The organism is Micromonospora aridisoli (assembly GCF_056150025.1).
In genome coordinates this window covers 315,614-341,417 of the sequence record NZ_JAXCFK010000003.1, presented here as the reverse complement: position 1 = coordinate 341,417, position 25,804 = coordinate 315,614, and the positions used below count along the sequence as shown (strand labels likewise).

Sequence of the window (25,804 nt, the reverse complement as noted above, 5' to 3'; positions counted from 1 at the left end):
CGCTTTCCCCTCGCCTCCACGGCACCGCGGTGCCCGCACTCGCCGGCCCGATCGCCGCGAGCTGACCCGGTCATCGCCACCGCCCGGGTTCACCGGGCGTACCCCTGAACGGCCTTCCCGCTCGCCCGGGCGGTCCTCGGCGTCCCCATGCCGACCTGACCGCCGGAGCCGGTGCGCCGTCATCCCCTCAGCCCGTGGAGGAATCCGTGAAGCACACCCTTTCCCGCCGGCTCCGGCGGCTCGCCACCGAACGCCCGTACCAGATCGTGGCCGGTTCCGCCGTCGCGCTCGTGCTGGCCACCGGCACCGGTGCCGCGCTCGCCGGCACCGGCAACACCCCGGCCACCGAGCCCACCACGACCGCCGCCGAACTGCGCGGCGACACCGCGGCATCGCGCGGCCAGGACCGGGTCGAGGACGCTCCGTCGACCACCGCGCCGAGCAGTGCCGCACCGAGCAGCGCCGCACCGAGCAGCGCGGCACCGGCCAGTACCACCGCCGCGCCGTCGCCGAAGGCCACCTCGGCCACCCCGGACCCCGACCTGACCAGCAAGAAGGCCGCGCCCAAGCCGCCCGCGTCGAAGGTCCTCAAGTACGCGCACCAGGCCCAGACGACCGGCTACTACTGCGGCCCCGCCGCCGTGCGCAACGCGCTCAGCGCCGCCGGCATCGAGCGCAACCAGGACGCCCTGGCCACCCAGCTCGGCACCACCTTCGCCGGCACCAACTCGGCCGAGGACACCACCCGCGTCCTCAACGCCACCGTCAAGGGCAGCCCGTACAAGACCACGATGATCCGTGGCGGCGCGGCCACCCCGGCGCAGATGGATCAGCTCCAGGCCGACGTCGTCGCCGCCGTCACCGCCGGAAGGGGCGTCGTGGTGAACATCGCCGGCAGCGCCACCGACACCAACGGTCGCTGGCACTCCTTCCCCGGCGGCCACTACATCGCCGTGGTCGGCTACGAGGACTCCGGCCGGATGGTGAAGATCGCCGACTCGGCCGACGCCTCGTACCCGTCGTACTGGATGAGCACCATCGACCTGGCCAACTGGGCCGCCACCCGCGGCTACTCGGCCTGATCGCACCGGTCCCGATGCACGCGGAAGCCCTCGGCCCGCTGGTCGAGGGCTTCCGTTTCGGGTACGTCAGGCGTGCGGGCCGTGCTGCTTCGCCAGCGCGACGAACCTCGCCCAGGAATCCGGGGTGAAGGAGAGCGTGCCGCCGTCGCGGTTCTTGGTGTCGCGGACCAGCACCACGCCGGGCAGGTTGTCGGCGACCTCCACGCAGTCGTTGCCACTGGAGCCGCTGCGGATGGACTTGCGCCAGGTCGCGCCGTTCAGATCCGTGGCTTCACAACATCCTTCATCAGCTCGATCGACTGGCGGCCGGACAGCGCCTCGTTGCGCACCATCTCCCACCGGGACAGCAGGGTACTCAGGTCGTCGTCCTTGTCGACGAGGACGCCGCCGAGCGGGGTGTCCCGGTTACCCACCCAGCCGTCGTCCGCGCTTCGCGCCAGGATGAAGGGGCCGGTCAGTCCGGCATGCATGCCGACGCCCGCCGGCACGAGATGCACGCTGATGTTGGGCCGTCGAGCCAGGTCGACGAGGTGGTGCACCTGCTCGACCAGCGCGTCCTTCAGATCCTCGTCGACCCGCCGCAGCACCGCCTCGTCGATCACCGCGACGAGTTGGGGCGGTCGTCCTGCTCCAGGATGGCCTGCCGGACCAGCCGGTTGGCGAGCCGCCGATCCACCTCCGCCTCGGTCAGGGCGGCGTCGGTCCGGATCACCGCGCGGGCGTAGCGCTCGGTCTGAAGCAGGCCCGGCACCAGCGTCGGCTGGTAGCAGCGCAGCTGCCGGGCATGGCGCTCGGCCTCCAGGTAGGGCCGGAACCACGACGGCTGGCGCAGCACCTCGGCGGTCCGCAGCAGCTCCTCGAACATGCCGCCGGTCTCCAGGACCTCGTCCGCCCGTTTCGCGTACGGCCGGTCGAGCGGCCCGGTGCCCACCTCCACAGCGGACACCAGGGACGCCGAGTAGTTCGTCCGCCGACCGAACTCCTCCTGGTTCATGCCGCCCCCGATAGCCGGCCACAGCGCCCCGCAACACGAGATCTTGGACAGTTGCCGCTCCGCCGGAACGGCAACCGTCCAAGATCTCGGCATATGAACGGGGCGGCGGCTCGGCGAGTCGGCGGGGTGGTGGGTGACGGTGCGACGATCACGGGTGAGATCGACTTCCACGTCTGACACTTGTGCGAGGGGACATCATGGGGGAGCGGGAACCGTACGCGGGGCTGGCCACGACCTTCGACACCGCGGCGGAGCTGTACGAGCGGGCCCGTCCGCGCTACCCGACGCGGTTGTTCGCCGACCTGGCGGCGACGACGGGCCTGGCGACCGGAGCGGCCCGGGTGCTGGAGATCGGCACGGGCACCGGCCAGGCCACCCGCGACCTGCTGGCGCAGGGCTGGCACGTGGTCACCCTGGAACCGGGCCGGGAACTCGCCGCGGTGGCGCGGCGCATGCTCGACGGCCTCGGTGACGTGCGCGTCGTGGAGTCGCCCTTCGAACGGTGGGAGCCGGCCGACCACGCACCCTTCGACCTCGTGTTCGCCGCGACGTCGTGGCACTGGCTGGACCCGGGGGTCGCCTACCGGCGGGCCGCCGAGCTGCTACGCCCCGGCGGCCACCTGGCGATCGTCGCCACCGAGCACGTGTCACCACCGGACGGCGACGACTTCTTCCGGCAGGTGGAGCGGATCTACGACGAGGTCGGCATGGGCGACGGCCAGGGCGGCCCGAAACCACCCGAGGCGATCGCGGCGCCCGACGTGGCGGCGATGGAGGGCAGCGGGTTCTTCGGCCGACCGACCGTGCACCGCTACGTCTGGGGCCAGGACTACACCGCCGACGAATACCTGACCCTGCTGTCCACCTACTCCGGACACATCGCCGCCTCGCCCTGGCAGCGGCAGACACTGTTCACCGGGATCCGGGAGATGATCGCCGCCCGGCCGACCGCGACGGTGCGCAAGCACTACCTGAACACCCTCCAGATCGCCGCCCGCGCCGAGTGACCGCTGGCGGCCGGCGGGCGGTCCGGCTGACGCCGGGCGGCTCCGCCGCTCTGGGACCATGAGGGCGTGCTGATCTACAAGATCCTGTTGCCCGACGAGTGGTCCGAGTTCCAGGCCGCCGGCAGGTTCGACGGCTCGCCGTTCGACCGGGAGAGCGGGTTCATCCACTGCTCGTCACGGACGCAGCTGCCCGGTACCGCCGCACGGGTCTTCGGCGACCAGCCATCGCTGGTCGTCGTCGCGCTCGACGCCTCGCTGCTCGGCGACGTGCGGTGGGAGGACGCGCCGAACGGCGGACCGTTTCCGCACGTCTACGGAGCCCTGCCGGTCGAAGCCGTCACCGGGGTCCACCACGTCGCCGGCGCGGTCCGGGTCGACGACGATGTTCCCGCCGCCCAGGCCGGCGGCGATTCGGGTGGGTAAAGCGCTGGTCGGGTCCGGGGTGTGTGATCGATGATTGCGACCATGGCCACGATCCGGCGAGCCGAGAGGTCCACCCCGGACGTGCTCGACGGCGACCTGGGTGGCAACGCCGCCTCGATCCGGGCGACGGCCCGGGCCCTGGCGAAGGTCGAGTCCGCCACGGCGGTGTTACTCGTCGAGGGCATCAGCGACGAGATCGCCCTGGAGACGGCGGCAGCGGCCCGAGGCCGCGACCTCAAGGCGGACCGGGTGGTGATCGTACCGATGGGCGGGGCGCACGCGATCGGTCGCTTCCTGACCAGGTTGCGTCCTGTCGAGGCCCGGCTGGCCGGTCTCTGCGACCTGCGCGAGGAGGAGATCTTCCGGCGCGCGTTGCGGGCGACCGGCGTCGGTGCACCCGCCACGCGTCACGAGATGGAGCGGCTCGGGTTCCACGTCTGCGTCGAGGACCTGGAGGATGAGCTGATCCGCGCGGTGGGCACCGCCGGGGTCGAGGCGCTCTTCGAGGAGCACGGCGACCTCCGGTCGTTCCGGTCGTTCCAGACCCAACCCGCCTGGCGGGGGCAGCAGCTCGACGCGCAACTGTGGCGGTTCCTGCGCAGCAGTTCGCGCCGCAACCTGCGCTACGCACGTCTGCTCGTCGAGGCCGCCGTCGCGCGGGACGCCCTGCCGCGCCCGCTCGACGCCCTGCTCACCGCCGTCTGACCCGTCCGGCACGCACCACCCGGCCGGCAGCGCACCCGGCCGGGGGCGCGTCCAGCCGGCGCGGTACGCCGACCGTCCGGGGTCCTCGGCGGTCAGGTGGCGGGGGAGAGGGGTGCGTCGGTGGCGGCCCGGGGCGCGGGTGCGGTCCAGGCCGGGTCCAGTTCCCGTCGGGCAGCGGCCAGGAAGGCCTCGGCGTACGAGTCGGCGGGGAAGTCGCCCAGGTAGCGGCGGCGGGTGGCCCGGCGGGCCTCGCCGAGCGGGTCGGTGACGAGCAGCCGGGTCAGCACGTCGTCCAGGTCGGCCATGTCCCGGCGCAGCACGTAGCCGGTGGCGGCCAGCGGGAAGCGTTCGACGAACCGGTCACCGTCGGTACCCATGTCGGTCACCGCGTACGGCTTGCCCGAGTAGAGCCAGTCGGAGACCACCCCGGACACGTCGGAGACCAGCGCGTCCGCGCGGTTGACCGAGTCGGTCAGGCTGAGCCGGCTCGCCGCGGGACCGAAGAGGTGCTGTCGGCCGGTGCGGGTGCGGTCGGCGGCGAGCAGGTCGTGCAGCCGGGCCAGTTGCCGTGCCGAGGCCGGGTTCTGCGCGGTGTACGGGTGGGCCCGCAGGATGACGGTGGCTCCCCGGTCCAGCAGACGGCGCAGCAGTGTCTCCGCCACCGGCAGCGAACAGTAGTCGGCGTCGGCGTGATGCCCGGTCCAGGTCGGGGTGTAGAGCACCGTCGGGTTCGTCCGGCCCAGGGTTGGCCGCGGGTGCACCTCGATCCCCTCGACCTGGGGACGACCGACCACCACGAACTTCTCGGCGGGGATGTCGATCCCGGCCCGGGCGTACCGCTCGATGGCCGCCTCACCGGCGACGAAGATCCGGTCGAAGATCGCCGAGACGGGGTTGGCGCTGGGGGCCTTGTCGCTGTCGCCGTGATGCAACTGCACGTGGGTGAGCTGGGTGAACCTGATGCAGTGGCTGTTCTTCGCGCCGTGGTTGACGTAGAACGCCACCCGCAGGCTCGGCACCAGCGCCTCGTCCATGGTGCGGGTGGTGGGGCAGTAGACCACCGGCGCGGTGGTGGCCGCCGCGACCGGGGCCAGGAATTCCGGCTCCCGAACCATCACCACGAAGGGCCGGCCGATCCGTTCCAGGTACGGCAGCCACATGGTGACCTGGTACTCGGAGCCCGGAGGGGCGGAGAAGTGCAGGACGAACTCGGGCTGGTGCCGGCGCAGCGCCCGGGCGACCGCCGATCCCCCCGGCGACGGCCGGAACCGCCGCCGGGCCAGGTGAAGGGCGACCGCGCCGGCGGCGACGCCCACCAGCAGGGCCACCGCCAGGGCCACCGCCGTGGGCAGGCTCGCCAGGGCGGCCAGGGCCAGCACGGCGAGCAGGGCCGCCACGACGTCACCCAGACCCGCCGCTACCTGCGGCACCCAGGCGCGTACCGGCAGGTTGGCGGCGCGGATCTCCAGATCCGCGGCCTGACGCAACGGGCCGGTGACCAGCACCAGGCCCAGCAGCACCAGGGCGGTCGCGGCCAGCGCCGGGTCGAAGCCGGCGTCGAGCTGCCGGGCGTAGCCGACCACTACCCCGGCCGCGATCAGCGCGGTCTCCGCGACGTTGTCGGCACCGGGTCGGACCCGGCGCTCCCAGACCGTGGCGGCGAGCGCCGCCACGGCCAGGCACAGCCCCCAGGAGGTCGCGCCGGTGAGGGCGACCACCAGGAACGCCAGGACCGCTCCACCGGTGGCCAGGCCCCGTGCGGTCAACTTGCGGACCAGCTCACCACGCATCTCGGTGTCGCTTTCGCGGTCGGGTGGGTCGGATGGTCAGCCGACGGGAGCGGCGCTGGCCGACCGGTCGGGCTGGGTGGGTACGGCGACGGCGACGGGCGCCTCACCCGGCGGCCGACGCACATCGATCACCTGACCGGTGAGATCCGAGATCAGCACGTCCAGCGACGACTGAGCGACGGTCTCGGCGGCGAGCAGGGTGTGCTCCGGTTCGGCACCGAAGGCCTTCGTACGCATCGGCGTGGCGGTCCGCTCCGGGTTGATGACGTTGACCCGTACGCCGAACTCCGCCCACTCGTCCGCGAGCGCCTGGGTGAGGTTGACCAGGGCGGCCTTGGTGGCCGAGTAGAGCGCGTAGTCGGCCCGGCCGCGGGTGTACGAGCTGGAGGTGTAGAGCAGTAGCTGGCCCTTGGTCTGCTGGAGGTAGGGCAGGGCCTGGCGGGCCACGGTGACCGGGCCGACGAAGTTGACCTGGAGCACCCGGTCGATGGTGTCCTGGTCCATCTCGGCCAGCGCGCCCTTCTCCAGGATCCCGGCGGTCACCACCACGTGGTCGATCCGGCCGGTGGCCTCGAAGGCGGTCTTCAGCGCGGCCTCGACGTCCTCCGGGCGCTCCACGTGGGTGCCGGTGCTGGAACGGCTGAACGGGAAGACCTGGGCGCCGTAGCGGCGGGCCAGCTCCGTCAGGTCGTGGCCGATGCCGTAGCTGCCGCCGAAGACGACGATCGTACGGCCGGAGACCTCCTCGCTGTAGGCGCGGTGGTCGGTCAGCCGGGGCACCTTGGCGGCGGCCAGCTGGAACAGCTTGTCGGCCAGGTGCACGTCGACCGGGTGCGTGACCTTGATGTTCTCGTCCGAGCCGTCGATCACCTTGATCGGCGTCTCGGGGAGGTAACGCAGCACCACACCGCAGTCGTCGGTGGCGGCGAAGTTGGGGTCGCCCGCGGCCCGGCGGTACGCCTCGCGGATGGTGCCGGAGCGGAACGCCTGCGGGGTCTGGCCCCGGCGCAGGGTGGCCCGCACCGGGATGTCGGTGATGCAGTCGTTCTCGTCGACCTGGACGATCGTGTCGGCCGACGGGATGGCCACGTCGACGGCCGAGTACGTCCACAGGGCGTTCACGCACTCCCGTACGATCCGGCCGCTGAGCAGCGGACGCACCGCGTCGTGGAAGAGGATGTTGCAGTCACCCTCGCCGACCGCGTCCAGGGCGACGCGGGTGGTGTCGTTGCGGGTGTCGCCGCCCTCGATCACCTTGGTGACCTTGCGGAAGCCGGCCTTCTCGACGATCCGCTGCGCCTCGGCGACGTGTCCGGTCGCCATCAGCACGATGATCTCGTCGATCTCCGGTGCGGCCTCGAAGACGGCCAGCGTGTGCTCGATGATCGGCTTACCGGCGATCTTCAGCAACTGCTTGGGGATGCCGAGGCCCAGCCGGGTGCCGGTGCCACCGGCCAGCACCACCGCCACCGTCCGTGAGGGTCGCCACGGGGCCCGGGTTTCTGGCGTACTGCCCGGGTCGGTGGTCTGGTCCTGCGTCATTGCCGGTCCTCGCTCTCGGGGGTGCATGACTGTGGTGGGTTAGGTGAACGGAGGGTTCCGCCGACACGGCGACGGAGTGAACCATAACGCGCGGGCCGCGTCGCCCCAACGGGACAACGCGGCCCAGGGCGCGGCACGTTCACCCAGACTCTACTTCCCGTTCGTAAATGCCTCGTAGGCCGCCAGCACCTCGGCAGTCGGGCCGTCCATCCGGATCTCGCCGGATTCCAGCCAGATGGTCCGCTCGCACGTGTCCCGTACGGAGGAGAGCTGGTGGCTGACCAGGAACACCGTGCCCGCGCTCTCCCGCAGCTCCCGTACCCGCTGCTCGCTGCGCCTGCGGAACTTCTTGTCGCCGGTGGCGAGCGCCTCGTCGATCAGCAGCACGTCGTGCTGCTTCGCCGCGGCGATCGAGAAGCGCAGTCGGGCCGACATGCCGGAGGAGTAGGTACGCATCGGCAGCGAGGCGAAGTCGCCGCGCTGGTTGATCCCGGAGAACTCGATGATCTCCGGGAGCTTGCGCCGCACCTCGTCGGGGGGCATGCCCATGGCCAGGCAGCCGAGCATGACGTTGCGCTCACCGGGCAGGTCGTTGAGCAGCGCGGCGTTCACCCCGAGCAGCGAGGGCTGCCCCTGGGTGTAGATCGCGCCGCGCTCCACCGGCAGCAGCCCGGCGATGGCCCGCAGCAGGGTCGACTTGCCGGAGCCGTTGGTGCCGATCAACCCGATCGCCTCGCCGCGGTACGCGGTGAAGCTGACCCCACGCACCGCGTGCACCTCGCGGACGTTCGGGGCGGAGGTGCGGGTGACCATCCGCTTGAAGGCGGCCACCGGGCTGGTGTTGCCGGCGGCACCCTTGTACACCCGGTAGACGATGTGCGCGTCGTCCACCACCACGGTGGGGATCCGCTCCTGGATCCGGGGCAGGGTCACCGTCACATCATTGGACATCTCAAGGTGATCAACCACGGCCGTACTCCTGTTCGCCGCGCCAGAAGTAGAGGTAGCCCCCGACTCCCGCCACGACCGCCCAGCCGAGCGCGATCAGCCAGGTCAGCGGCAGTGAGTCGTTGAGCAGGTGGGTCTCCTCCAGTAGGGAGATCCGGGCCAGCTCGATGTAGACCAGCATCGGGTTGAACTGCACCACCGCGGTGGCCCAGCCCGGCAAACTCTCGGCGAACAGGTTGACGCTGTAGAGCACTCCGGAGCCGTACATCCAGGTGCGCAGGATGAAGGGCATGACCTGCTTCAGGTCGGTGGCCCTGGCGCCCAGTCGGGCCACCGCCATGGTCAACCCGGCCGTGAAGATCATCTGGAGCAGTACCGTCGGCACCAGCATCAGCCACATCAGGGTGATCGGCTCACCGGTGGCGACCACGATTCCGAGCAGCACCACCATCGAGCCGAGCAGCTGCTGGAACTGGGTGGTGGTGATGGCCAGCGGCAGGCTGGCCCGGGGGAAGTGCAGGGCGCGGATCAGGCCGAGGTTGCCGCTGATCGCCTGGGTGCCCTGCTGCACGCTGGTCTGGGTGAAGTTGAAGATGAACAGCCCGGTGGTCAGGTAGGCGATGAAGTTGTCCATCCCCCGGTCCTGTTTGAGCACGATACCGAAGATCAGGTAGTAGACCGCCGCGTTGGTCAGCGGGGTGAGCACCTGCCACAGTTGCCCGAGTCGCGCGTTGCTGAACGAGGCGGTCAGCTTGGCGTGGGCGTATGCGGAGATGAAGTGTCGGTAACGCCACAGTTGGCCGCTGTAGCGGCCCAACGAGGGCCGCTCGCCGGCCACCCGGAGCCCGTGTCGGGCAGCCAGCTGAGCTGGGGGGAGGCCGGAGTCGGGATCGGCCAGCAGGTTGGCCATGGGGTTGGGCGCTCCGATCTGTCGTGCCGGCGTTATGTCTCGCGACGAGAGAATCTAGCGTGCCGGTGCGGGAGCGCCGCCCCCGTCGCTGGCTGGACAGTAGTCCGAAATACGTCGGGACGCAACCGTAGCGTCGTTGCGCTACGCTGTTCCCCGTGACAGTCGAGAAGAGTCCCAGGTGACGGCCGGGAAGAGACGCACACCAGCCGGTGCGGCGGTGCTCCGTGGAGAGATCACCACGGCCATCCGTCGTGCCCTCATGCAGGAACTCGCCGCGGTCGGCTACGGCCGGCTCTCCATCGAGGCGGTGGCCCGGCGGGCCGGGGTCAGCAAGACCGCGATCTACCGCCGGTGGAACTCGAAGCTCGACCTCGTGCTGGAGGTGGTGGCCGACGCCGCCAGCGGTCGGCTGCCCGCGCTGGACACCGGCAGCCTGCGAAGTGACCTGTCGCTGCTGTTCCAGGTGGTGACCCACGCGCTGCGGCACCCGCTGGCCGCGCAGATCATCCCCGACCTGTTGGCCGAGGCGGCCCGCAACCCGACGATCGACGAGACCCTCCAGCGCGTGCTGCGCGCCCGTCAGCAGGAGGTCGTCGGCCAGTTGATCACGCGTGCGGTACGGCGCGGTGAACTTCCCGCCGACACCGAACCGGACACGGCGGTCGACCTGATCGTCGGGCCGCTGTACTGGCGGATCGCCATCGCCCGCACCCCCGTCACCGACAGCTACCTGGAAACCCTGGTCGAGTCGGTGGCCCTCGGGCTGGGTGCGCAGGACGCGGTGCCACGGCAACGCTCGGCGTCCGGCCCTGGCTGAGCCCGGGTTGAGCGCCGGCCGCCCGGGGTACGGCTGATCGGACCGGCCGCCGCCCCGCGCGTCGGCTCGACTTGGCGACCCCGGCAGGACTACTACTCTCGGTGTGGATCGTGCCGCAGGAGCGCCGTAGCGCGTACGAAGCGCGCAGCCCAGCCGCACCCGCCCGTACGACGACAAGGACGCCCGTGTCGATGACCGACCAGACCGTCGCCGTCGCCGCTGCCGAGCCGGCGCCGGCCGATGAGGCGACCGTCCCCGCACCCGCCCGCCCCGGCCGGGCGCGGCTGGTGGCGGGCCGTATCCGGGCGGGCTTCGCCGCGATACCCGCCGTACTGACCGACGGTGCCGTACTGGCCTTCGCGCTCTGGACTCTGCTCTACCACGCCGCGCTGCCGTTGGGGCTCGCCCCGTCCCTGACGCTGCGGATCTGGCTGGTGGCCGGGCCGGCGCTGGCTCTGCTCGCCGTCCTGGTCCGGCTCGCCCTGTGGTGGCGTCGACGCCACCGCGCCGCCCGGCCGCCCGGTCCGGCCGACGGCGCTCCCGCTGCCACCGGCACGCCGGACGGAGACATGGACGTCGGCTCCGGCGAAAGCGGCGCGGCGACGCACCGGGAGACCGACGTCGCGACAGCCCTCTCCGACGACGCACCGGCGGCGGACCCCGACGTCGTCCCGACCGACCGCGAGGGTGTCCCGGCGGACCCCGAGGCCACCTCGACGGACCGCGAGGCCGTCCCGACCGACCGCGAGGCCGCCCTGGCGGACCCCGAGAACGTCCCGGCGGACCGCGAGGCCGTCCCGGCGTCGGGAGGGGGAAAGGACCGGGCGACCGTCGCCGTCGGGGCCCGGGCGGAGGACGCGGCGGGTGTTGCCCCGGCGCTCGCGCACGAGGCGGGCCGTGCCGGCCGAATGCCCGTCGCGCAGCGCTGGTTGACCGCGCTGGTCCTGCTGGTCGGCACCGGCGCGGCGATCGCCGCCGGGGTCGCGGGCACGCCGGCCGGCGCCGGCCTGTCCTGGTGGGTACCGGCCTCCGCGGGAGCCGTGGCGGCCGTCGGCGCGGTGCTGCTGACCTGGCGGACGTGGCGAACCACCCCGGCAACCAGGCCGCCCGCACCCGCGCCGACGGCCTGGCAGTCGGCGTACGCGCTGTTGATCGCCGGCGGGGCCGCCGTCGCCTCGCTCTACCTGGCCCGTAGTACCCCGGACGACATCTACTACGTGGGACGTTCGGTGTGGGTCGCGGAGCGGGACAATGTTCCGCTCAACGACTTCCTGTTCAGCGAGAACGTCCTGCCGGCGATGGCGTCCCAGCCACCGATCGCCAGCATCGAGGTGCTGGCCGGCGCGATCGCCCGTTTCTTCGGCCTGCCGGCCGCCTCGGCGACCTGGTACGTGCTGCTGCCGATCATGGCCGTGCTCGCCGTGCTGGCCCTGTGGCGGCTGGTGCAGCGCTGGGCACCTCGACGCCCGGTGCTCGCCTTCACCGTGGCCATCGCCTTCCTCGCCCTGGTCTGCGGCCCGGACGCCGCCCTGGGCACCTTCCATCTGCCCCGGCTCTACCAGGGCAAGGGCATGTTCGTCTCCGCGGTCGTGCCGTTGATGTGGCTCTACCTGACCCGATGGTTCGACGACCGCTCCCGGCGCGGGTTGGTGCTGATCGTCGCGTTGTCGATCGCCGCGACCGGGCTCACCACCACGGCCGCGATCATCCTGCCGTTGCTGGTGGGCGGGGCGGCCCTGATGATGCTGCTGGTGGGCCGCTGGAAGTCGGCGCTGGCCGCCGGTGTGGCCGCGTTGGCGTACCCGGTCGGGGCGGTGGTCATCACCCAGCTGATCCTCGGCTCGGCGACCGAGGCCGCCGCGGACGTCAACTTCTACGACGCCGCGCACACCTACCGGCGGACGTTCGAGATCGGCATCGTCGGGGTGATCGGCGGCCTCGCGCTGTGGTGCGGGCCGCTGCTGGCCCGCCGCCGCACCCCGGGACTGCTGGCGGCCGGCGGCGCGCTCACGCTGAGCGTGCTGCTGGTACCCGGGGTCCTGGAATGGCTCAGCGCGGTCACCGGCATCTCGGTCGTGCTGTGGCGGGTCTCGTGGCTGCTCGCCCTGCCGGCGCTGATCGGCCTGCTGTGCACCGTCTGGTTGCCGACCCGCCTGCGTACCGTGCGGGCGCTGGTCGGTGTGGTGCTGGCCGGGGCGATGGTGACCTCGTTCGCCGTCTACGCGGTGCCGATGTGGGACGAGCGCAGCGCGGTGCTGGTGCACGACGAGCCCACCTGGAAGATCCGGACGGAACGGCAGGCCATCGCGCAGTTCATCGTCGACCTCGACCGGCCGGACGGTCTGGTGCTCGCACCGGCGAGCATCATGCGGACCATTCCGCTGATGACCACCGAGGCGCGGGTGGTCCTGCCCCGCGACTTCTTCCTCGTCGAGTACGACATCAACTCGCAGTTCTCGCAGGACCGACTGCTGCTGACCCGGTTCGCCAACGGCGGTCCGGCTGCCGAGCGGCCCGCCCGGGACGACGTCGTGGCCGCGTTGGAGCGACTGGACGTCGGCACGATCTGCGTCTACAGCCAGAACCGTTTCGCCCAGCGAACCGGCGAGCGGTTCGGCTACACCCGGTTCGCCGAGCGCCCGGCCGACCCTCCCGTCCACCCCAACGCGGTCACCTGTCTGCGTCGCGAGTAGACCGGCACCCGGACGTCACCGCGTCGATGTCCCGCGTTAAGGTCGCAGCTGCGCTGGAGCCGAGCGGCCGCCGGCCGTCGATCTCGCTAGGGAGCTGTCCCGTGTTCGGCACGTTGACTGGGCGCGTCGGTGTGGCCGCGCGCGGGGCCCTGCTGGTGGGGGCGTACCTGCTCCTGCTCGCCACCGGCGCGCTCGGCTGGGTCGCCGGGTTCGCGGTCGTCGCCCTGGCGGCGGTGCTCGGCGAGTTCGCGGTGCAGCGATGGTCACCGGCCACCGCGACGCTGATGGAGAAGGCCGGTCTCGGCCTCGGCTACCGGCAGTTGGGCCGTGACGTGGCGGTCGTGCTCCTGACCGTCGCCGAGGTGCGACCGGCCGGCGGCGAACTCACCCTGCTGCTCCTGCTGCCCGCCACGGTGTGGCTGATCGCCGTCTTCGCCGGAGCGTTCCACCGGATCATCGACCGGCGCAACCCGGGCGGATCGATGGTGCGCAACATCGACCTTGGTCGGCTCGGCGCCGGGCCGGGACTGCCACGGTGGGCTGCCGCCCTCGCCGGCGACCGGCTGCCCTGGGTGAACGTGCTGCTCGTGCCGGCGGCGGTGGCCGCGGCGGTCGCCGGTACTGCGGCGCCACTCCTCGTGGCCGGCGGGATCGCCGTCGGGCTGGCCGGGGTGCTCGGCGGCGTCGTCGCGTGGACCTGGCTGCGGGGCAGGGGCGCCGGGCACGGTGCCCGGCTGTCGGCGGTCCAGCGGTGGCTCGACAGCCACCGCCCGGAGGTCGCGCTGTACTTCGCGGGTCCGGGCAAGGACATCTACCAGGCGAACATGTGGCTCGCCCCGATCGAGGCGCTGGGCCGGCGGACGGTGGTCTTCCTGCGCAACCCGGAGGCCCTGGCCGAGTTGGCCGAGACGCGGCTGCCGGTGGTCTGCGTCCCGCCCGGTGCGGACTTCATGAACCTCGGCAAGGCCAGCGTCCGGGTGGCGCTGTATCCCGCCAACGCCGGGGAGAACATCCACATGCTGCGGGAGCCCGGCGTGCGGCACGTGTTCGTCGGGCACGGCGACAGCGACAAGGCGGCCAGCGTCAACCCGTTCTGCAAGGTCTACGACGAGGTCTGGGTGGCCGGCCCGGCCGGCCGGGAGCGGCTCGCCCGCGCCGGGACGGGCGTCCGCGACGAGGATGTGGTGGAGATCGGCCGGCCACAACTGGCCGGCGTGCGCGCCCTCGATCGGCGGCCCACCGGCCGTCCCTTCACCGTGCTCTACGCACCAACCTGGGAGGGCTGGCTTGCCGACGATCCCTATCACAGCTCGGTCCTGCTGATGGGTGAACGGATCGTCGCCGGGTTGCTGGCGATCCGGCCGGAGGTCCGGCTGATCTACAAGCCGCATCCGCTCACCGGGAGCCGTTCCGGGCGGGCCCGAGCGGCACACGAGCGGATCGTGCAGCGCATCCGCAGCGCCGGTGGGGAGGTCGACGCGACGACGCTGGACGGACCGGCGCACCGGGTCGTCACCGGGCGGGTGCCCGCGCTGTTCGACTGCTTCGACCAGACCGACCTGCTGGTCAGCGACGTGTCCAGCGTCGTGTCCGACTTCGTGCAGAGCCAGCGACCGTACGTGGTGGCCAATCCCGCCGGGCTGCCCGAGGACGAGTTCCGGCGCTCCTTCCCGACCTCTCGCGCGGCGTACCTGCTGGCCGCCGACTGTGCGGAGCTGGAGAAGATCGTGGCGCTGACCCGGGCGGGCGACGACCCGATGACCGAGGCCCGCCGGGAGTTGAAGACCTACCTGCTCGGTCCGGCCGAGGCCGACCCGATGGACCGGTTCGCCGAGGAGGTCGGGCGGCTCTGCCGCTGACGGGTACGCGCCCTCGTCCCGGGCGGCGTCGGCGTCGCACCGGGGAACCGGCGGAGTTTTGTCCGGTACCGGCCCGGTCCGTCGCCCCGGCGGGCATGCTCGAAGGGCAGGCCGCCGCCGAGGGGGATGGGCATGGAGAGCTACCACGAGGACTGGACCGACAGCCAGCGCGCGCTCTACGACGAGTGCTACCGCGCCGGTGCCGACTGGGCCGACGACCCCGACACGCCGTCCGAGGACGTGCAGCACGTGATCAACCTTGCGGAGGCCGACGACGACACCCTCGCCGACGCTGAGATCGACTTCGCGCCGCTGATCGACGCCGTCACCGAGGCCTCCGGCGAGGTCGTCGCCACCGTGCCGGCCAGCCACGAGGACCCCGGGTTCAAGGGGTTCGTCGACGGGGTGCGCGACAGCACCTCCGAGGAGACCTTCGGGCTCTGAGGGACGGACCGACCGCCCCGGGCCTGTCCACCCGGCCGCTCGTCTGCCACCATCTAGCGCACACGATGAGTGGACCGAACGGGGGAGGCCGGGTGCGCATCCTGCTGGTCGAGGACGACCGTCGGGTGGCCGCCGCGCTGTCGTCGGCGCTGACCCGACGGGGGTACGAGGTGGAGCACGCCGCCACCGTCGCCGCCGCGCTCTCCGCCGCCCCCTGCGACCTGGTGCTGCTCGACCTCACCCTGCCGGACGGGGACGGCACCGACCTGTGCCGACAGCTGCGGCGGCGCAGCAACCAGCTCGGCATCATCGCGGTGACCGCCCGTGGCGAGGAACGTGACCGGGTGCTCGGCCTGCGGCTGGGCGCGGACGACTACGTGGTCAAGCCCTTCTCGATGGTGGAGCTTCAGGCCCGGATCGAGGCGGTGCTGCGACGGGCTTCGCACGCCGCGCCGGAACGCAGCCTGATCGAGGTCGGGCCGGTGCACATCGACGTGGCCGCCCGTACGGTCAACGTGGCCGGGCGGCCGGTGGCGCTGACCCGCAAGGAGTTCGACGTCCTGCTCTCGCTGGCCCGGCAACCCGGTGTCGCGGTGCCACGCGACCGGATCCTGCTCGACGCCTGGGGCACCACCTTCACCGACCGGCACACGGTCGAGGTGCATGTCGGCTCGCTGCGCGGCAAACTCGGCGACGCGCGCCTGGTGGAGACCGTCCGCGGCGTCGGTTACCGGCTCCGGGGCGAGTGAGGGGCCCGGGGTGCGACGCCGGCTGGTGATCAGCTATCTGCTGCTGATGGTGCTGGTGGTGGTGGCGCTGGGCACGCCGTTGGCGGTGACGCTGACCACCCGGGAGACCGACCGGGTACGGGCCGACCGGCTCGCCGATGCCACGCGCTTCGCGTCGCTGGCCGGGCCCGCGTTGCGTGACGGCACGGCCGGGCCGCTCGACCACGAGTTGAGCAGCTACGACGAGCTGTACGGCATCGGTGCCGCGGTGGTGGACCGGGACCGGCGGGTGGTGGTGGCCTCGGCGCACTGGCGGCCGGCCGCGGGCACCCGCGAGGCGTTGGACGTCGCGTTGTCCGGGCAGCAGGCCAGCGGACCCGACTCGGTCTGGCCGTGGGTGGACGGGCCGATCGTGGTGGCCGTGCCGATCAACGACGGCGGTGAGGTCCTCGGGGCGGTGGTCACCGCCACCCCGGCCGACGGGGTCCGGCGTACCGTCGCCACCTGGTGGTTGCTGGTCGCGGCGCTGGGTCTGCTCGCCGTGCTGGCCTGCGTGCTCACCGCGTTCGGGCTGGCCGGCTGGGTGCTGCGTCCGGTCACCGAGCTGGACGCGGTCACCCACGAGATCGCCGAGGGCGACCGTGGTGCCCGGGTGCAGCACCGGCAGGGGCCACCGGAGCTGCGTCGCCTGGCGACGAGCTTCAACCACATGGCCGACGTGGTCTCCGACGTGATGGACCGACAGCGCGCGTTCGTCGCGCACGCCAGTCATCAGCTGCGCAACCCGTTGACCGCGCTGCGGCTGCGGGTGGAGGAGTTGGGGTTGAGCGTCACCGACGAGCAGGGGCGGGCGGAGCACCGGCTGGCGTTGGAGGAGACCGACCGGCTGGCGCTGCTCCTCGACGCGCTGCTCACCCTCGCCCGGGCGGAACGGCGCGAGAACCAGCGGGTCACCGTCGACGCGACGGCGGCGGCCGCGTCCCGGGTCGCGGCCTGGGAGCCACTGGCCCGGCACCGGTCGGTCACCCTGCGTCTGGCGGCCGATCCGGGGCCGGTGTACGCCAGTACCGTGCCGACCGCCATCGACCAGGCGCTCGACGCGTTGATCGACAACGCGGTGAAGTTCAGCGGGGCGGGCGGCGAGGTGACGGTGACGGTCGCGGCCCGCGACGGTGGCACCACCCTGGAGGTACGCGACACCGGCCCGGGGATGACCCGCAGCCAGCTCGGTCGGGCCACCGAACGGTTCTGGCGGGCCCCGGAGGTGCAGAACGTCGACGGCGCCGGGCTGGGCCTGACCATCGCCGCCGTGCTGGTCGACGCCTCCGACGGCCGGCTCACCATGCACCCGAACTCGCCACGCGGCCTGGTCGCCGCGCTGTGGTTCCCGCAGCCGGCGGAACCGGCCGATTCCGCCGGGCCGGGCGCGGCGGACGGTCCGGCGTCGCCCGTCGACCCGGCCTCGTCCGCGCCGGTGGTGGCCTGAGCAGCAGCAGTTCGCACCCGACGACCGAGGTTTGCTGTCATCCGTAGTATGAGTGCTATATTCCACCGCACAGATCATACGGAGGGAGTGGTCGATGGCAGTCAGTGCCGGGGCGGACACCCCGACCAGCACCACGTCGCCGCCCGAGCGGGGCGTCACCCTGGACGTGCACGACCTGCGCATGCGGTACGGCACCACCGACGTGCTCACCGGCGTGTCGTTCACCGCACGTCAGGGTGAGGTGCTGGCCCTGCTCGGCCCGAACGGTGCCGGCAAGACGACCACGATCGAGATCCTGGAGGGCTTCCGGATGCGCTCCGGCGGCCGGGTCACCGTGCTGGGGACCGACCCGGCGCGCGGTGACGAGCGATGGCGGGCCCGACTCGGCGTGGTCCTGCAGTCCTGGCGCGACCACAGCCGATGGCGGGTGCGGGAGCTGCTGGAGCATCTCGGTTCCTTCTACGCGCCGTACTCCACCGGGCGGATCAGCCGGCCGTGGGACATCGACGAGCTGATCCAGGTGGTCGGCCTCACCGAGCACGCGCACAAGAAGGTCGGTCAGCTCTCCGGCGGCCAACGTCGCCGGGTCGACGTGGCGATCGGCATCGTCGGCCGGCCCGAGGTGCTCTTCCTCGACGAGCCGACCGCCGGGTTCGATCCCGCTGCCCGCCGCGAGTTCCACGACCTGGTGCACCGGCTCACCGACATCGACGACACCACCATCCTGCTCACCACCCACGATCTGGACGAGGCGGAGAAGCTGGCCGACCGGATCCTCATCCTGGCCGGGGGGCGGATCATCGCCAGCGGCTCCGCCGACGAACTGTCCCGCCGCATCTCCGCCGACGCCGAGGTGCGGTGGAGCCGGGGCGGAACCCGTTTCGTGCACTCCACCAGCGACGCGACCGGGTTCGTCCGCGAGCTGTTCACCCGGCACGGCGAGGAGATCGCCGACCTTGAGGTACGCCGGGCGAGCCTGGAAGACACCTACATGACGTTGGTACGCGATCACGAGTCCGGGCGCGCCGAGAGCGCGACCCGCGCGTTCGAGGAGGTCGGCCGATGACTCCGACGGTCCGCCCGCTGGTCGTGGCCGCCCGGGCCGGTCTGTCCCGGGGCCGCATCGAGCTACGGCAGAGCTTCACCCACTCGGAGACCCTCTGGGGCTACCTCTTCCCGACCGTCGTCCTGCTGGTGGTGATGTTCTTCCTGCGCGGCGCCACCGTGCCGGGCACCGAGTTCTCCCTCGGCGCGCAGACCCTGCCCAGCACGCTCGGCATGACCGTGGCGTTCGGCGGGCTGGTCAACATGGCGTCGATCCTCACGGTGGAGCGGGAGGACGGCACCCTGTTACGGGCCAAGGCCACCCCGAACGGCATGTTCGGCTACCTCATCAGCAAGATCACTCTGGTGTCCGGGATGACGCTGGTCAGCGTCGTCCTGCTGCTCGTGCCGGGCCTGTTCCTCTTCGACGCGCTCGCACTCGACAGCGCCGGAGCCTGGCTGACCCTGGCGTGGGTGATGGTGATCGGGATGGTGGCGACCATGCCGGTCGGCGCGGTCCTCGGCTCGTTGCTCTCCAATCCCCGGAACATGGGGCTGATCATGCTCCCGATGATGGGACTCATCGCCACGTCGGGCATCTTCTACCCGATCACGGCGCTGCCCGGCTGGTTGCAGGCGGTCGCGCAGATCTTCCCGATCTACTGGCTCGGCCTCGGCATGCGGTCGGCGCTGCTGCCGGAGGCCATGGCCGCCGTCGAGATCGGCGATTCGTGGCGGCATCTGGAGACGCTGCTGGTGCTCGGCGGCTGGGCGGTCGCCGGGCTGATCCTGGCGCCGATGGTGCTGCGCCGGATGGCTCGTCGCGAGTCCGGGTCGAGCGTGGCGGCCCGTCGCGAGAAGGCCATGCAGCGGGTGACGTGAGGAAGGGCCGTCGATGAGTGAGGTCGTCTACAACCGCATCGCCATGCTCCGGGCCGAGCGGGGCATCTCCCGCCGCCAGTTGGCCGAGGCGTTGGGCGTCCACTACCAGACGATCGGCTACCTGGAGCGCGGCGAGTTCAGCCCGAGCCTGCACCTGGCGCTGCGCATCGCCCGGCACTTCGAGGTGCCGGTGGAGGTGGTCTTCTCCGCCGAACCGTTCCCCCGGCTGGGCGACGCCCCGCCCGCCGCGCGGTCCGCCTGACCCGTCGGGTCAGGGCTTGCTGGCCCGGTAGTAGTCGACGGCGCCCGGATGCAGGGGCAACGGCGAGGTGGCGATGGCCGAGCGGGGGCTCATCCGGCCGGCCGCCGGGTGCGCGGCGGCCAGTTCGGAGCGGCGCTCCATCAGCAGCCGGGTCACCTCGCGGACCAGCGACTCCGGCAGGTTGGCCCGCACCACCAGGTAGTTCGGGTTGGCCACGGTGGTGACCGGGTCGACGCCGTACACCGAGCGGGGGATGTCCCGCGGCACGTACACCTCGGGGTTGCCGCGGCGCAGCGGTGCGGTCCACTCGCCCAGGTCGACGATGCGGGTCGGGGTGTCCTGGGCGAACTGGGCGACGGCGCGGACCGGGAGGCCACCGGAGAAGAAGAAGGCGTCGATGCGGCCGTCCCGCAGCGCGGCCACCGAGTCGTCCAGACCGAGCCGTTCCTGCCGCACCTGCACGCCGCCCAGGCCGGCCACGTCGAGCAGCCGGTCCACAGTGATCTTGGTCCCGGAGCCGGGCGCGCCGACCGACACCCGCCGCCCGCGCAGGTCGGTCAGGGTCCGCACCGGGCCGTCGGCGGTGGTGACCAGGTGCAGCAGGTCGTCGTAGACCCGGGCGACCGCCACCACCTGTGGGTCCGGACCCGGATCCGCGGGCAGCACGTCGGCCTGGGTGAACCCCAGCTCCGCCGCCCCGCTGTTGAGCAGTTGCACGTTCTCCGCCGAGGCCGCGGTGACCAGCACCTCCGCCCGCACCTCAGGCAGTTCCCGGTTGAGGATGGCCGCCAGCGACTCGCCGAAGGCGTGGTACACGGCCGTCGGGCTGCCGGTGGCGATGCGGATGACCACCGGCTCACCCTGATCGTCGCGGCAGCCGCCGAGGCCGGGCAGGGCCAGCAGCACGGCCAGCGCGAGCGCCGCGCGGGCGCCGCGCCACCGGGATCGGGCAGGGTACCGGGAACGGCTCACGGGCAGCACTGTGCGCCGCCGGACCCCCGCGGCGCAAGCCCGGGGTCGGCGAAGCGTCGTGCGGCCGGGTGTCGGCCGGCGGTCAGGCCACCGGGCGCTGCACCGCCTCCTCCGCCGCGTGCCGCAGGATCCGGTCCCGGTCGGGGCCGTGCGCCACGCTGACCAGGAAGCACCCGGTGCTCGGACGCAGCAGCGCCGGCACGTCGAGCAGGGCGGCGCCGCGCACCAGCACCGCACCGAGTTCCCGGTCGGTGATCCGCACCCCGAGGATGTGCCGACGGACGTGCCGGCCGCCCGCCAGCAGCGCGGCCCGCCAGGCGGCGGCGGCCAGCCGGGTGCGCCACAACCGCCGCGCCGTCGAGGCACCCGGCACCGGACCGCCGAGCAGTTCCCGCCGGCCGCGACGCCAGCCGTTCTCCACCACCGCCGCGTACGCCGGCCGGTGCTCGCGCGGGACGTGCAGCCGGTGCAGCTCGTAGCGGCGGCGCAGCCCACCGACGGTCAGTTCGTGCCGGACCGGGATGTCGAGGCGATCGAGCAACTGCCGCGTCCGTCGCGCCGCCTCCTCCCGGTTGAACTCGATCATCGCCGGCCGGACGGTCTGCTGCCCGGGCTGCCGGTGCCCGGGCGTCGCCGGAGGCGGCATGCAGCGCAGCAGGCAGGCCGTCTCGAAGGCGTCGGCCAGGGTCGTCCAGTCCAGCGGTGGCAGGGTCGAGGCCGGCCGGGTCGGCGACGGCACGGCGGACGTCGTCGCGGCCGGTGACGGACGGGACCGGTCGAGCAGGACGGGTTCGGCAACCACCGCAAGGCCTCCTCGTCGCGTCGGGTCCCTTTACGGTGACGGGCGACACCGGACGGTGGTACCGATCCGGTCGAGGCTTGAGGAAATCTTGCGGCTGGTTACAACTCGGAAACCACGAGGTCGACCTGGCGCGGACGGCCGGGCGCGGTGGCCTGCTCGCACACCGTGTACTTCAGGTCCCGCAGCGCGGTCACCAGCGCCTCGGCGGTACGCGGGCGGGCACCGGCGAGCAGCAGGTCACGGACCAGGCGGCCCTTGGTGGCCTTGTTGAAGTGGCTGACCACCGACCGCACCGGCACCCCGTCGACCTCCCGCTCGTGCAGCACCCGCACGGTCAGGGTGCGCTCGGCCAGCTCGCCGCGCGGCGTCCAGGCCGCGGCGTACGCCCCCGAGCGCAGGTCCAGCACCGGGCCGCGTCCGGCCGCCGCGGTCAGCGCGGGGCCCAGCTCCCGGCGCCACAGCGCCGGCAGGGCACCGGTGCCGGGCAGTCGGGCACCGATCGGGCAGCGGTACGGCGGAATCCGGTCGGTCAGCCGTACCGCCCCCCACAGACCGGAGCTGACCAGCACCTGCCGACCCGCCGCCCGCTGCGCCGCCGCCGGCAGGGTGGCCAGGTCGAGCGCCTCGTAGAGCACGCCGGTGTAGATCCGGCCGGCGGGCGCGGTGGCGGCCTGCCGGAGTCGGGCGTTGCGCCGCAGCTCGCCCTGTTGTCCGGTGCCGAGGCCGAGCGCGGTCAGCGCCGCCTCCGCAGGCCCGGCGCTCAGGGCGACCAGCGCGGACAGCACCTGCTCCCGCACCGGGTTGAGTTCCGGCAGGGAGAGCCTGTCCAGGTTCAGCCGGCGGCCCGAGCCGGCCTCGGCCTTGCCCTCCGAGGGCGGCAGCAGGATGAGCATGGGTGACTCTAACGCCAGGGCCGCAGCGGCTCCGGCGGGTGGTACACCCGGAAACCGCCGACCTCAGCGAGCAACGCCGCGTCGGCCCGGTCGCCGAGCAGCTCCCGCAACCGCCGGTCCGCCGGGGCGTCCGCCGCCAGCACGTACCCGGGCCGCTGCGCCCGGGCCAGCCGCCACCAGTACGCCGGGTACCGGTTCTGCCCCGGGTGCAGATTGCCGTCGAGGACCCCGCAGACCACCTCCTCGGCGGTGTTGAAGACCAGCCGGTTGCACGTCCAGTACTCGCCGTACACCTCGCGCAGGCCGGCCGCACGCACGGTGTCGGCCAGCTCCCGGGCGTGCCGTTCCTCGGTGCGCCCCGGCGCGGCGCCGCCGGTGGCGAAGAGCACGGTCACCACCAGCGACGTGGCCGCCAGCGCAGCCAGCACGGCGGTGGCCGCCGCGCCGAGCACCCGGCCGGCCGCGCCGAGGGCGCCCCGCCAGCCGGCCACCGCCGCCACCCACAGCGGCCAGAGCACGGCCGGTAGCGACAGTTGCAGCACCGACAGGTAACGGGCGTTGCCCAGCGGATCCGTCGCGGCCAGCGGGCTGCGCACGTACGCCAGCAGGGTCAGCGCCGCGCCGACGAGCAGCGTGAGGTGCACGATCGGCCCGACCCGGTCGCCCCGCCCGGCGGCCCGCCGGTACGCGAGCCCGGCCAGCGTCGCCGCCACCACCAGCAGCACCGGGTAGAGCAGGCCGAACGACTCCTGCCAGCGGGCGCAACCGTCGACCGGGCAGAGCCCGGCGGCCAGCGGCACGCCGTCCAGCAGCCCGCCACCGAGCCGCTGCGACCAGGGCGGAACCGCACCGTTTCCGCCGCTGACGCCGCGCAGCACCGACAGGGAGTCCTGCCCGGGCGGGGCCACCAGGTTGTCCCGGATCATCGGGGCCAGCCCGACGACGAACCCGGCGACCAGCAGCAGACCCGCCCAGCCGAGCAGTTCCCGGCGCAGCGTCCACACCAGGGCCAGCCCGGCCACCGCCAGGTACGGCACGATCAACCAGTCCGACCAGAGCGCCACCCCGGCGAGCAGCCCGAACCCGCCGACGGCCAGCGCCCGGCGACGTACCGTGCCACGGGCCAGCGCCACCACGACCAGCAGCATGGCGAGCACCGCCGCCTTGACCTCCGGCCGGCCGCCGACGGCGGTCACCTGGTCCCGGATCACCCGCTCGGAGCCCAGCGCGAGCAGCCCGACGACCAGCGTGGCGAACCACGGCGAGCCGATCCGCCGGGTCAACCGGTGGATCAGCCAGAGGAACAGCGCGTAGAGCGCGAGCACCGGCAGCCGCAGCACCGGCCAACGCGGCCCGGTCACCGCGATCAGGGGTGCGGCCAGGTACGACTCCAGCGTGCCCATGTACCGCTGGCCGTAGAGGAAGACCGGATGCTCGCGGCCCTGCGCGATGTGCAGCGCGGCCAGCCCGAAGGTCGCCTCGTCGCTGTTGGAGACGGGCACCGTGTTCAGCACGAGGACCAGCCGGTAGCCGACTCCGATCAGCCCGAGCAGCAGGGCGACGAGTGCCGGCCGGTCGAGCCGTGGCCGCCACCACCCGCGCTGCTGCTCTGGTTCCGTCCCTGCTCGCGGCACGACCTCGCCCCCGTCGCCGTCCCGACCGGAGTGTGACACGGCGGCGACGCCGGGCGTGGCGGTTCGGCTCAGCTCGCGTGGCCGAGGTCGCCGCTCTGTGGCAGGGTTGCAACCGTGCCACCCACTCCCGCTGGCCAGCTGGCCATACCGAACCTGCACCGGGCCGCGCGGATCGAGGACGCCGTGCACGCCCTGGTCGAACGCCGGCTGCGGCGCACCGGCTGGCGGACCAACATCATCGCGTACACCGGCTACGGCGCGCCGGGTTGGGTACGGGTGATGTGCCGGGTGCTGCTGGGGCGGCCCGACACCCGCCAACGGGGCCGGCTGGAGAAGGTCCGGGGCTGGCGCAGCTTCACCACCCTGCCGGCCAAGCACGTCACCGTGACCATCGAGACCGGCGGCGTGGTCCACGAGGCGCAGGCCGACCGCAGCGGGTTCATCGACACGGTGGTCGAGACCGCGCTGCCGCCCGGGTGGGGTTCGGTGCGGCTGAGCATGCCCGACGCCGAGCCGGTCGAGGCGCCGGTACGCATTCTCGACCCGGAGGTGCGCTTCGGCATCCTCTCCGACATCGACGACACGGTCATGGTGACCGCGCTGCCCCGGCCGCTGCTCGCCGCGTGGAACACGTTCGTCCTCGACGAGCACGCCCGCGCGGCGGTGCCCGGCATGGCGGTGCTCTACGAGCGGCTGGTCACCGCCCACCCCGGCGCGCCGGTGTTCTACCTCTCCACCGGCGCGTGGAACGTGGCCCCGACGCTCACCCGGTTCCTGTCCCGGCACCTCTACCCGGCCGGGCCGCTGCTGCTGACCGACTGGGGGCCGACCCAGGACCGCTGGTTCCGCAGCGGCCGGGAACACAAGCGGGCCACCCTGGCCCGGCTGGCCAAGGAGTTCCCCGACGTACGCTGGCTGCTCGTCGGCGACGACGGCCAGCACGACCAGGAGATCTACCGCGAGTTCGCCGTCGCCCACCCGGACAACGTGGCCGGGGTGGCGATCCGCCGGCTCTCGCCCACCCAGGCGGTGCTCGCCGGTAGCCTGCCCGTCCCGCACGATCACCCCACGGAGGGGCCGATCGGGCAGAAGTGGCTCTCCGCTCCCGACGGTGCCGGGCTGTGGACCCTGCTGCGCGGCGCGGGCCTGGTCTGAGCTGGATCTGCCGCCTGGGCGCGGCCTGATCCGGAGCCGGCTGCCGCCTCGCCCGTGCGGCCCTGCCTGCGGGCGGAACTGTCCGTGCGGCCCTGCCTGCGGGCGGAACCGCGGTGCGGTCCCGCCCGCGTGTTCCGGTCGGTCAGCCGCCCGGGGTCAGGCTGACCTCGCCGGTGCAGCCGGCCAGGGTGCGACGGTCTTCGAGCAGGTCGATGACGGCCTGCCGGTTGGCGATCCGGGCCTCCGAGAGGGCGTCCGGGTTGCGCCGCTGCCCCTCGATGAAGGCGAGGTTGTTGCGGACCGCGCCGGCGAGGCCGTCGCAGTTCTCCGCCGCGCCACCGTTGAGCGCCGCGTTCGGGTCCGCGTCCGGTACCTCGACCTCGCCGGTGCAGCCGGACGCCGCGCGCCGCTGCTCCAACTGGTCGATGACCGCCTGCCGGTTGGCGATCCGCGCCTCCGACAGTTCGTCCGGGAACACCAGCTGGTCGGCGATGAACGCCAGGTTGCTGCCCACCGCGGCGTCCAGGCCGTCGCAGTTCTCGCTGGCCGAACTGGTCCCGGTCGCCACCGCGAAGGCCACCCCGAAGGTCAGTCCGATCGCCGCGAGACCGGCGATCTTCCGCTGCCGTGGCGACGGTTCGTGTCCGCTGTCCCTACCCGTACGCCTGCTGCTCGCCATCGATCCTCCGCATCGTCGCCCGTCTACCCCCGGTGATACGGACACAACGACCA

Annotated in this window: 24 protein-coding genes and 1 pseudogene; 14 read left to right on the top strand and 11 right to left on the bottom strand. The window is 72.8% G+C overall.

All coding sequences use genetic code 11. The features are described from left to right. Positions 1-194 precede the first annotated feature (194 nt). Positions 195-1,082: a C39 family peptidase gene (locus SM447_RS08535; RefSeq protein WP_474572189.1), complete on the top strand. Its 888-nt coding sequence runs from the start codon at positions 195-197 to the stop codon at positions 1,080-1,082. A gap of 66 nt (positions 1,083-1,148) precedes the next feature. Here SM447_RS08535 and SM447_RS08530 read toward each other — a convergent pair whose 3' ends face one another. Next, entirely contained in the window at positions 1,149-1,343 is a 195-nt protein-coding gene (locus tag SM447_RS08530) for a DUF397 domain-containing protein (RefSeq protein WP_474572377.1), read from the bottom strand. Next, a pseudogene (locus SM447_RS08525) lies at positions 1,340-1,947 on the bottom strand (DUF5753 domain-containing protein). The gene SM447_RS08530 and the pseudogene SM447_RS08525 overlap by 4 nt, the downstream one beginning before the upstream one ends. Before the next feature lie 326 nt (positions 1,948-2,273). Here SM447_RS08525 and SM447_RS08520 point away from each other — a divergent pair. From SM447_RS08520 to SM447_RS08510, 3 genes are all read left to right on the top strand, one after another. Beyond that, entirely contained in the window at positions 2,274-3,083 is an 810-nt protein-coding gene (locus SM447_RS08520) for a class I SAM-dependent methyltransferase (protein WP_474572188.1), read from the top strand. A 66-nt stretch (positions 3,084-3,149) separates the two neighbouring features. After that, complete coding sequence (locus SM447_RS08515; RefSeq protein WP_474572187.1) at positions 3,150-3,506, top strand: DUF952 domain-containing protein; 357 nt, start codon at positions 3,150-3,152, stop codon at positions 3,504-3,506. A 42-nt stretch (positions 3,507-3,548) separates the two neighbouring features. Next, the gene (locus SM447_RS08510) at positions 3,549-4,211 is read left to right on the top strand and encodes a TOPRIM nucleotidyl transferase/hydrolase domain-containing protein (RefSeq protein ID WP_474572186.1); all 663 of its coding nucleotides are present in this window, start codon (positions 3,549-3,551) and stop codon (positions 4,209-4,211) included. A 92-nt stretch (positions 4,212-4,303) separates the two neighbouring features. On the opposite strand, the gene SM447_RS08505 is transcribed toward SM447_RS08510, so the two are convergent. The 4 genes from SM447_RS08505 to SM447_RS08490 form a co-directional block, all read right to left on the bottom strand. Continuing rightward, a complete protein-coding gene (locus SM447_RS08505; protein WP_474572185.1) occupies positions 4,304-6,001 on the bottom strand; it encodes a CDP-glycerol glycerophosphotransferase family protein in 1,698 nt (565 codons plus the stop codon). Positions 6,002-6,037: 36 nt separating this feature from the next. Then, positions 6,038-7,543, bottom strand: coding sequence for a D-ribitol-5-phosphate cytidylyltransferase (locus SM447_RS08500; protein WP_474572184.1), 1,506 nt, complete (start codon positions 7,541-7,543; stop codon positions 6,038-6,040). 150 nt (positions 7,544-7,693) lie between these two features. Then, complete coding sequence (locus SM447_RS08495) at positions 7,694-8,494, bottom strand: ABC transporter ATP-binding protein (protein ID WP_474572376.1); 801 nt, start codon at positions 8,492-8,494, stop codon at positions 7,694-7,696. A gap of 10 nt (positions 8,495-8,504) precedes the next feature. Beyond that, positions 8,505-9,401 carry an ABC transporter permease gene (locus SM447_RS08490; RefSeq protein ID WP_474572183.1) on the bottom strand — a complete coding sequence of 299 codons (897 nt, stop codon included), beginning with the start codon at positions 9,399-9,401 and terminating at the stop codon, positions 8,505-8,507. Positions 9,402-9,618: 217 nt separating this feature from the next. On the opposite strand from SM447_RS08490, the gene SM447_RS08485 reads away from it, so the two are divergent. The 9 genes from SM447_RS08485 to SM447_RS08445 all read left to right on the top strand — a co-directional run bounded on the left by SM447_RS08485 (position 9,619) and on the right by SM447_RS08445 (position 19,616). Continuing rightward, positions 9,619-10,218 carry a TetR/AcrR family transcriptional regulator gene (locus tag SM447_RS08485; RefSeq protein WP_474572375.1) on the top strand — a complete coding sequence of 200 codons (600 nt, stop codon included), beginning with the start codon at positions 9,619-9,621 and terminating at the stop codon, positions 10,216-10,218. Positions 10,219-10,409: 191 nt separating this feature from the next. Further along, a complete protein-coding gene (locus SM447_RS08480; RefSeq protein ID WP_474572182.1) occupies positions 10,410-12,911 on the top strand; it encodes a DUF6077 domain-containing protein in 2,502 nt (833 codons plus the stop codon). 101 nt (positions 12,912-13,012) lie between these two features. Then, a complete protein-coding gene (locus tag SM447_RS08475; RefSeq protein ID WP_474572181.1) occupies positions 13,013-14,770 on the top strand; it encodes a CDP-glycerol glycerophosphotransferase family protein in 1,758 nt (585 codons plus the stop codon). A gap of 132 nt (positions 14,771-14,902) precedes the next feature. Then, positions 14,903-15,214 carry a hypothetical protein gene (locus tag SM447_RS08470; protein ID WP_474572180.1) on the top strand — a complete coding sequence of 104 codons (312 nt, stop codon included), beginning with the start codon at positions 14,903-14,905 and terminating at the stop codon, positions 15,212-15,214. A gap of 92 nt (positions 15,215-15,306) precedes the next feature. Continuing rightward, positions 15,307-15,963 (top strand): response regulator transcription factor, encoded by a 657-nt coding sequence (locus SM447_RS08465; RefSeq protein WP_474572179.1) that lies wholly within the window; start codon positions 15,307-15,309, stop codon positions 15,961-15,963. Positions 15,964-15,973: 10 nt separating this feature from the next. Continuing rightward, positions 15,974-17,428, top strand: coding sequence for a sensor histidine kinase (locus tag SM447_RS08460; protein ID WP_474572178.1), 1,455 nt, complete (start codon positions 15,974-15,976; stop codon positions 17,426-17,428). Between the two features lie 94 nt (positions 17,429-17,522). Then, positions 17,523-18,494, top strand: a complete 972-nt coding sequence (locus SM447_RS08455) for an ABC transporter ATP-binding protein (RefSeq protein ID WP_474572177.1) — start codon at positions 17,523-17,525, stop codon at positions 18,492-18,494. Further along, positions 18,491-19,354 (top strand): ABC transporter permease, encoded by an 864-nt coding sequence (locus SM447_RS08450; protein WP_474572176.1) that lies wholly within the window; start codon positions 18,491-18,493, stop codon positions 19,352-19,354. Before SM447_RS08455 ends, SM447_RS08450 begins: the two co-directional genes overlap by 4 nt. A gap of 13 nt (positions 19,355-19,367) precedes the next feature. Beyond that, complete coding sequence (locus SM447_RS08445) at positions 19,368-19,616, top strand: helix-turn-helix transcriptional regulator (protein ID WP_474572175.1); 249 nt, start codon at positions 19,368-19,370, stop codon at positions 19,614-19,616. A gap of 9 nt (positions 19,617-19,625) precedes the next feature. Here SM447_RS08445 and SM447_RS08440 read toward each other — a convergent pair whose 3' ends face one another. The 4 genes from SM447_RS08440 to SM447_RS08425 all read right to left on the bottom strand — a co-directional run bounded on the left by SM447_RS08440 (position 19,626) and on the right by SM447_RS08425 (position 23,917). Beyond that, positions 19,626-20,588, bottom strand: coding sequence for a TAXI family TRAP transporter solute-binding subunit (locus tag SM447_RS08440; RefSeq protein ID WP_474572174.1), 963 nt, complete (start codon positions 20,586-20,588; stop codon positions 19,626-19,628). An 82-nt stretch (positions 20,589-20,670) separates the two neighbouring features. Further along, complete coding sequence (locus SM447_RS08435; RefSeq protein ID WP_474572173.1) at positions 20,671-21,390, bottom strand: hypothetical protein; 720 nt, start codon at positions 21,388-21,390, stop codon at positions 20,671-20,673. Positions 21,391-21,488: 98 nt separating this feature from the next. After that, the gene (gene yaaA, locus SM447_RS08430; protein WP_474572172.1) at positions 21,489-22,283 is read right to left on the bottom strand and encodes a peroxide stress protein YaaA; all 795 of its coding nucleotides are present in this window, start codon (positions 22,281-22,283) and stop codon (positions 21,489-21,491) included. Between the two features lie 8 nt (positions 22,284-22,291). Further along, entirely contained in the window at positions 22,292-23,917 is a 1,626-nt protein-coding gene (locus SM447_RS08425) for an ArnT family glycosyltransferase (RefSeq protein ID WP_474572171.1), read from the bottom strand. 114 nt (positions 23,918-24,031) lie between these two features. On the opposite strand from SM447_RS08425, the gene SM447_RS08420 reads away from it, so the two are divergent. Beyond that, entirely contained in the window at positions 24,032-25,072 is a 1,041-nt protein-coding gene (locus SM447_RS08420) for an App1 family protein (RefSeq protein ID WP_474572170.1), read from the top strand. A 142-nt stretch (positions 25,073-25,214) separates the two neighbouring features. Here SM447_RS08420 and SM447_RS08415 read toward each other — a convergent pair whose 3' ends face one another. Next, positions 25,215-25,751 (bottom strand): hypothetical protein, encoded by a 537-nt coding sequence (locus tag SM447_RS08415; RefSeq protein WP_474572169.1) that lies wholly within the window; start codon positions 25,749-25,751, stop codon positions 25,215-25,217. Positions 25,752-25,804: the final 53 nt, after the last annotated feature.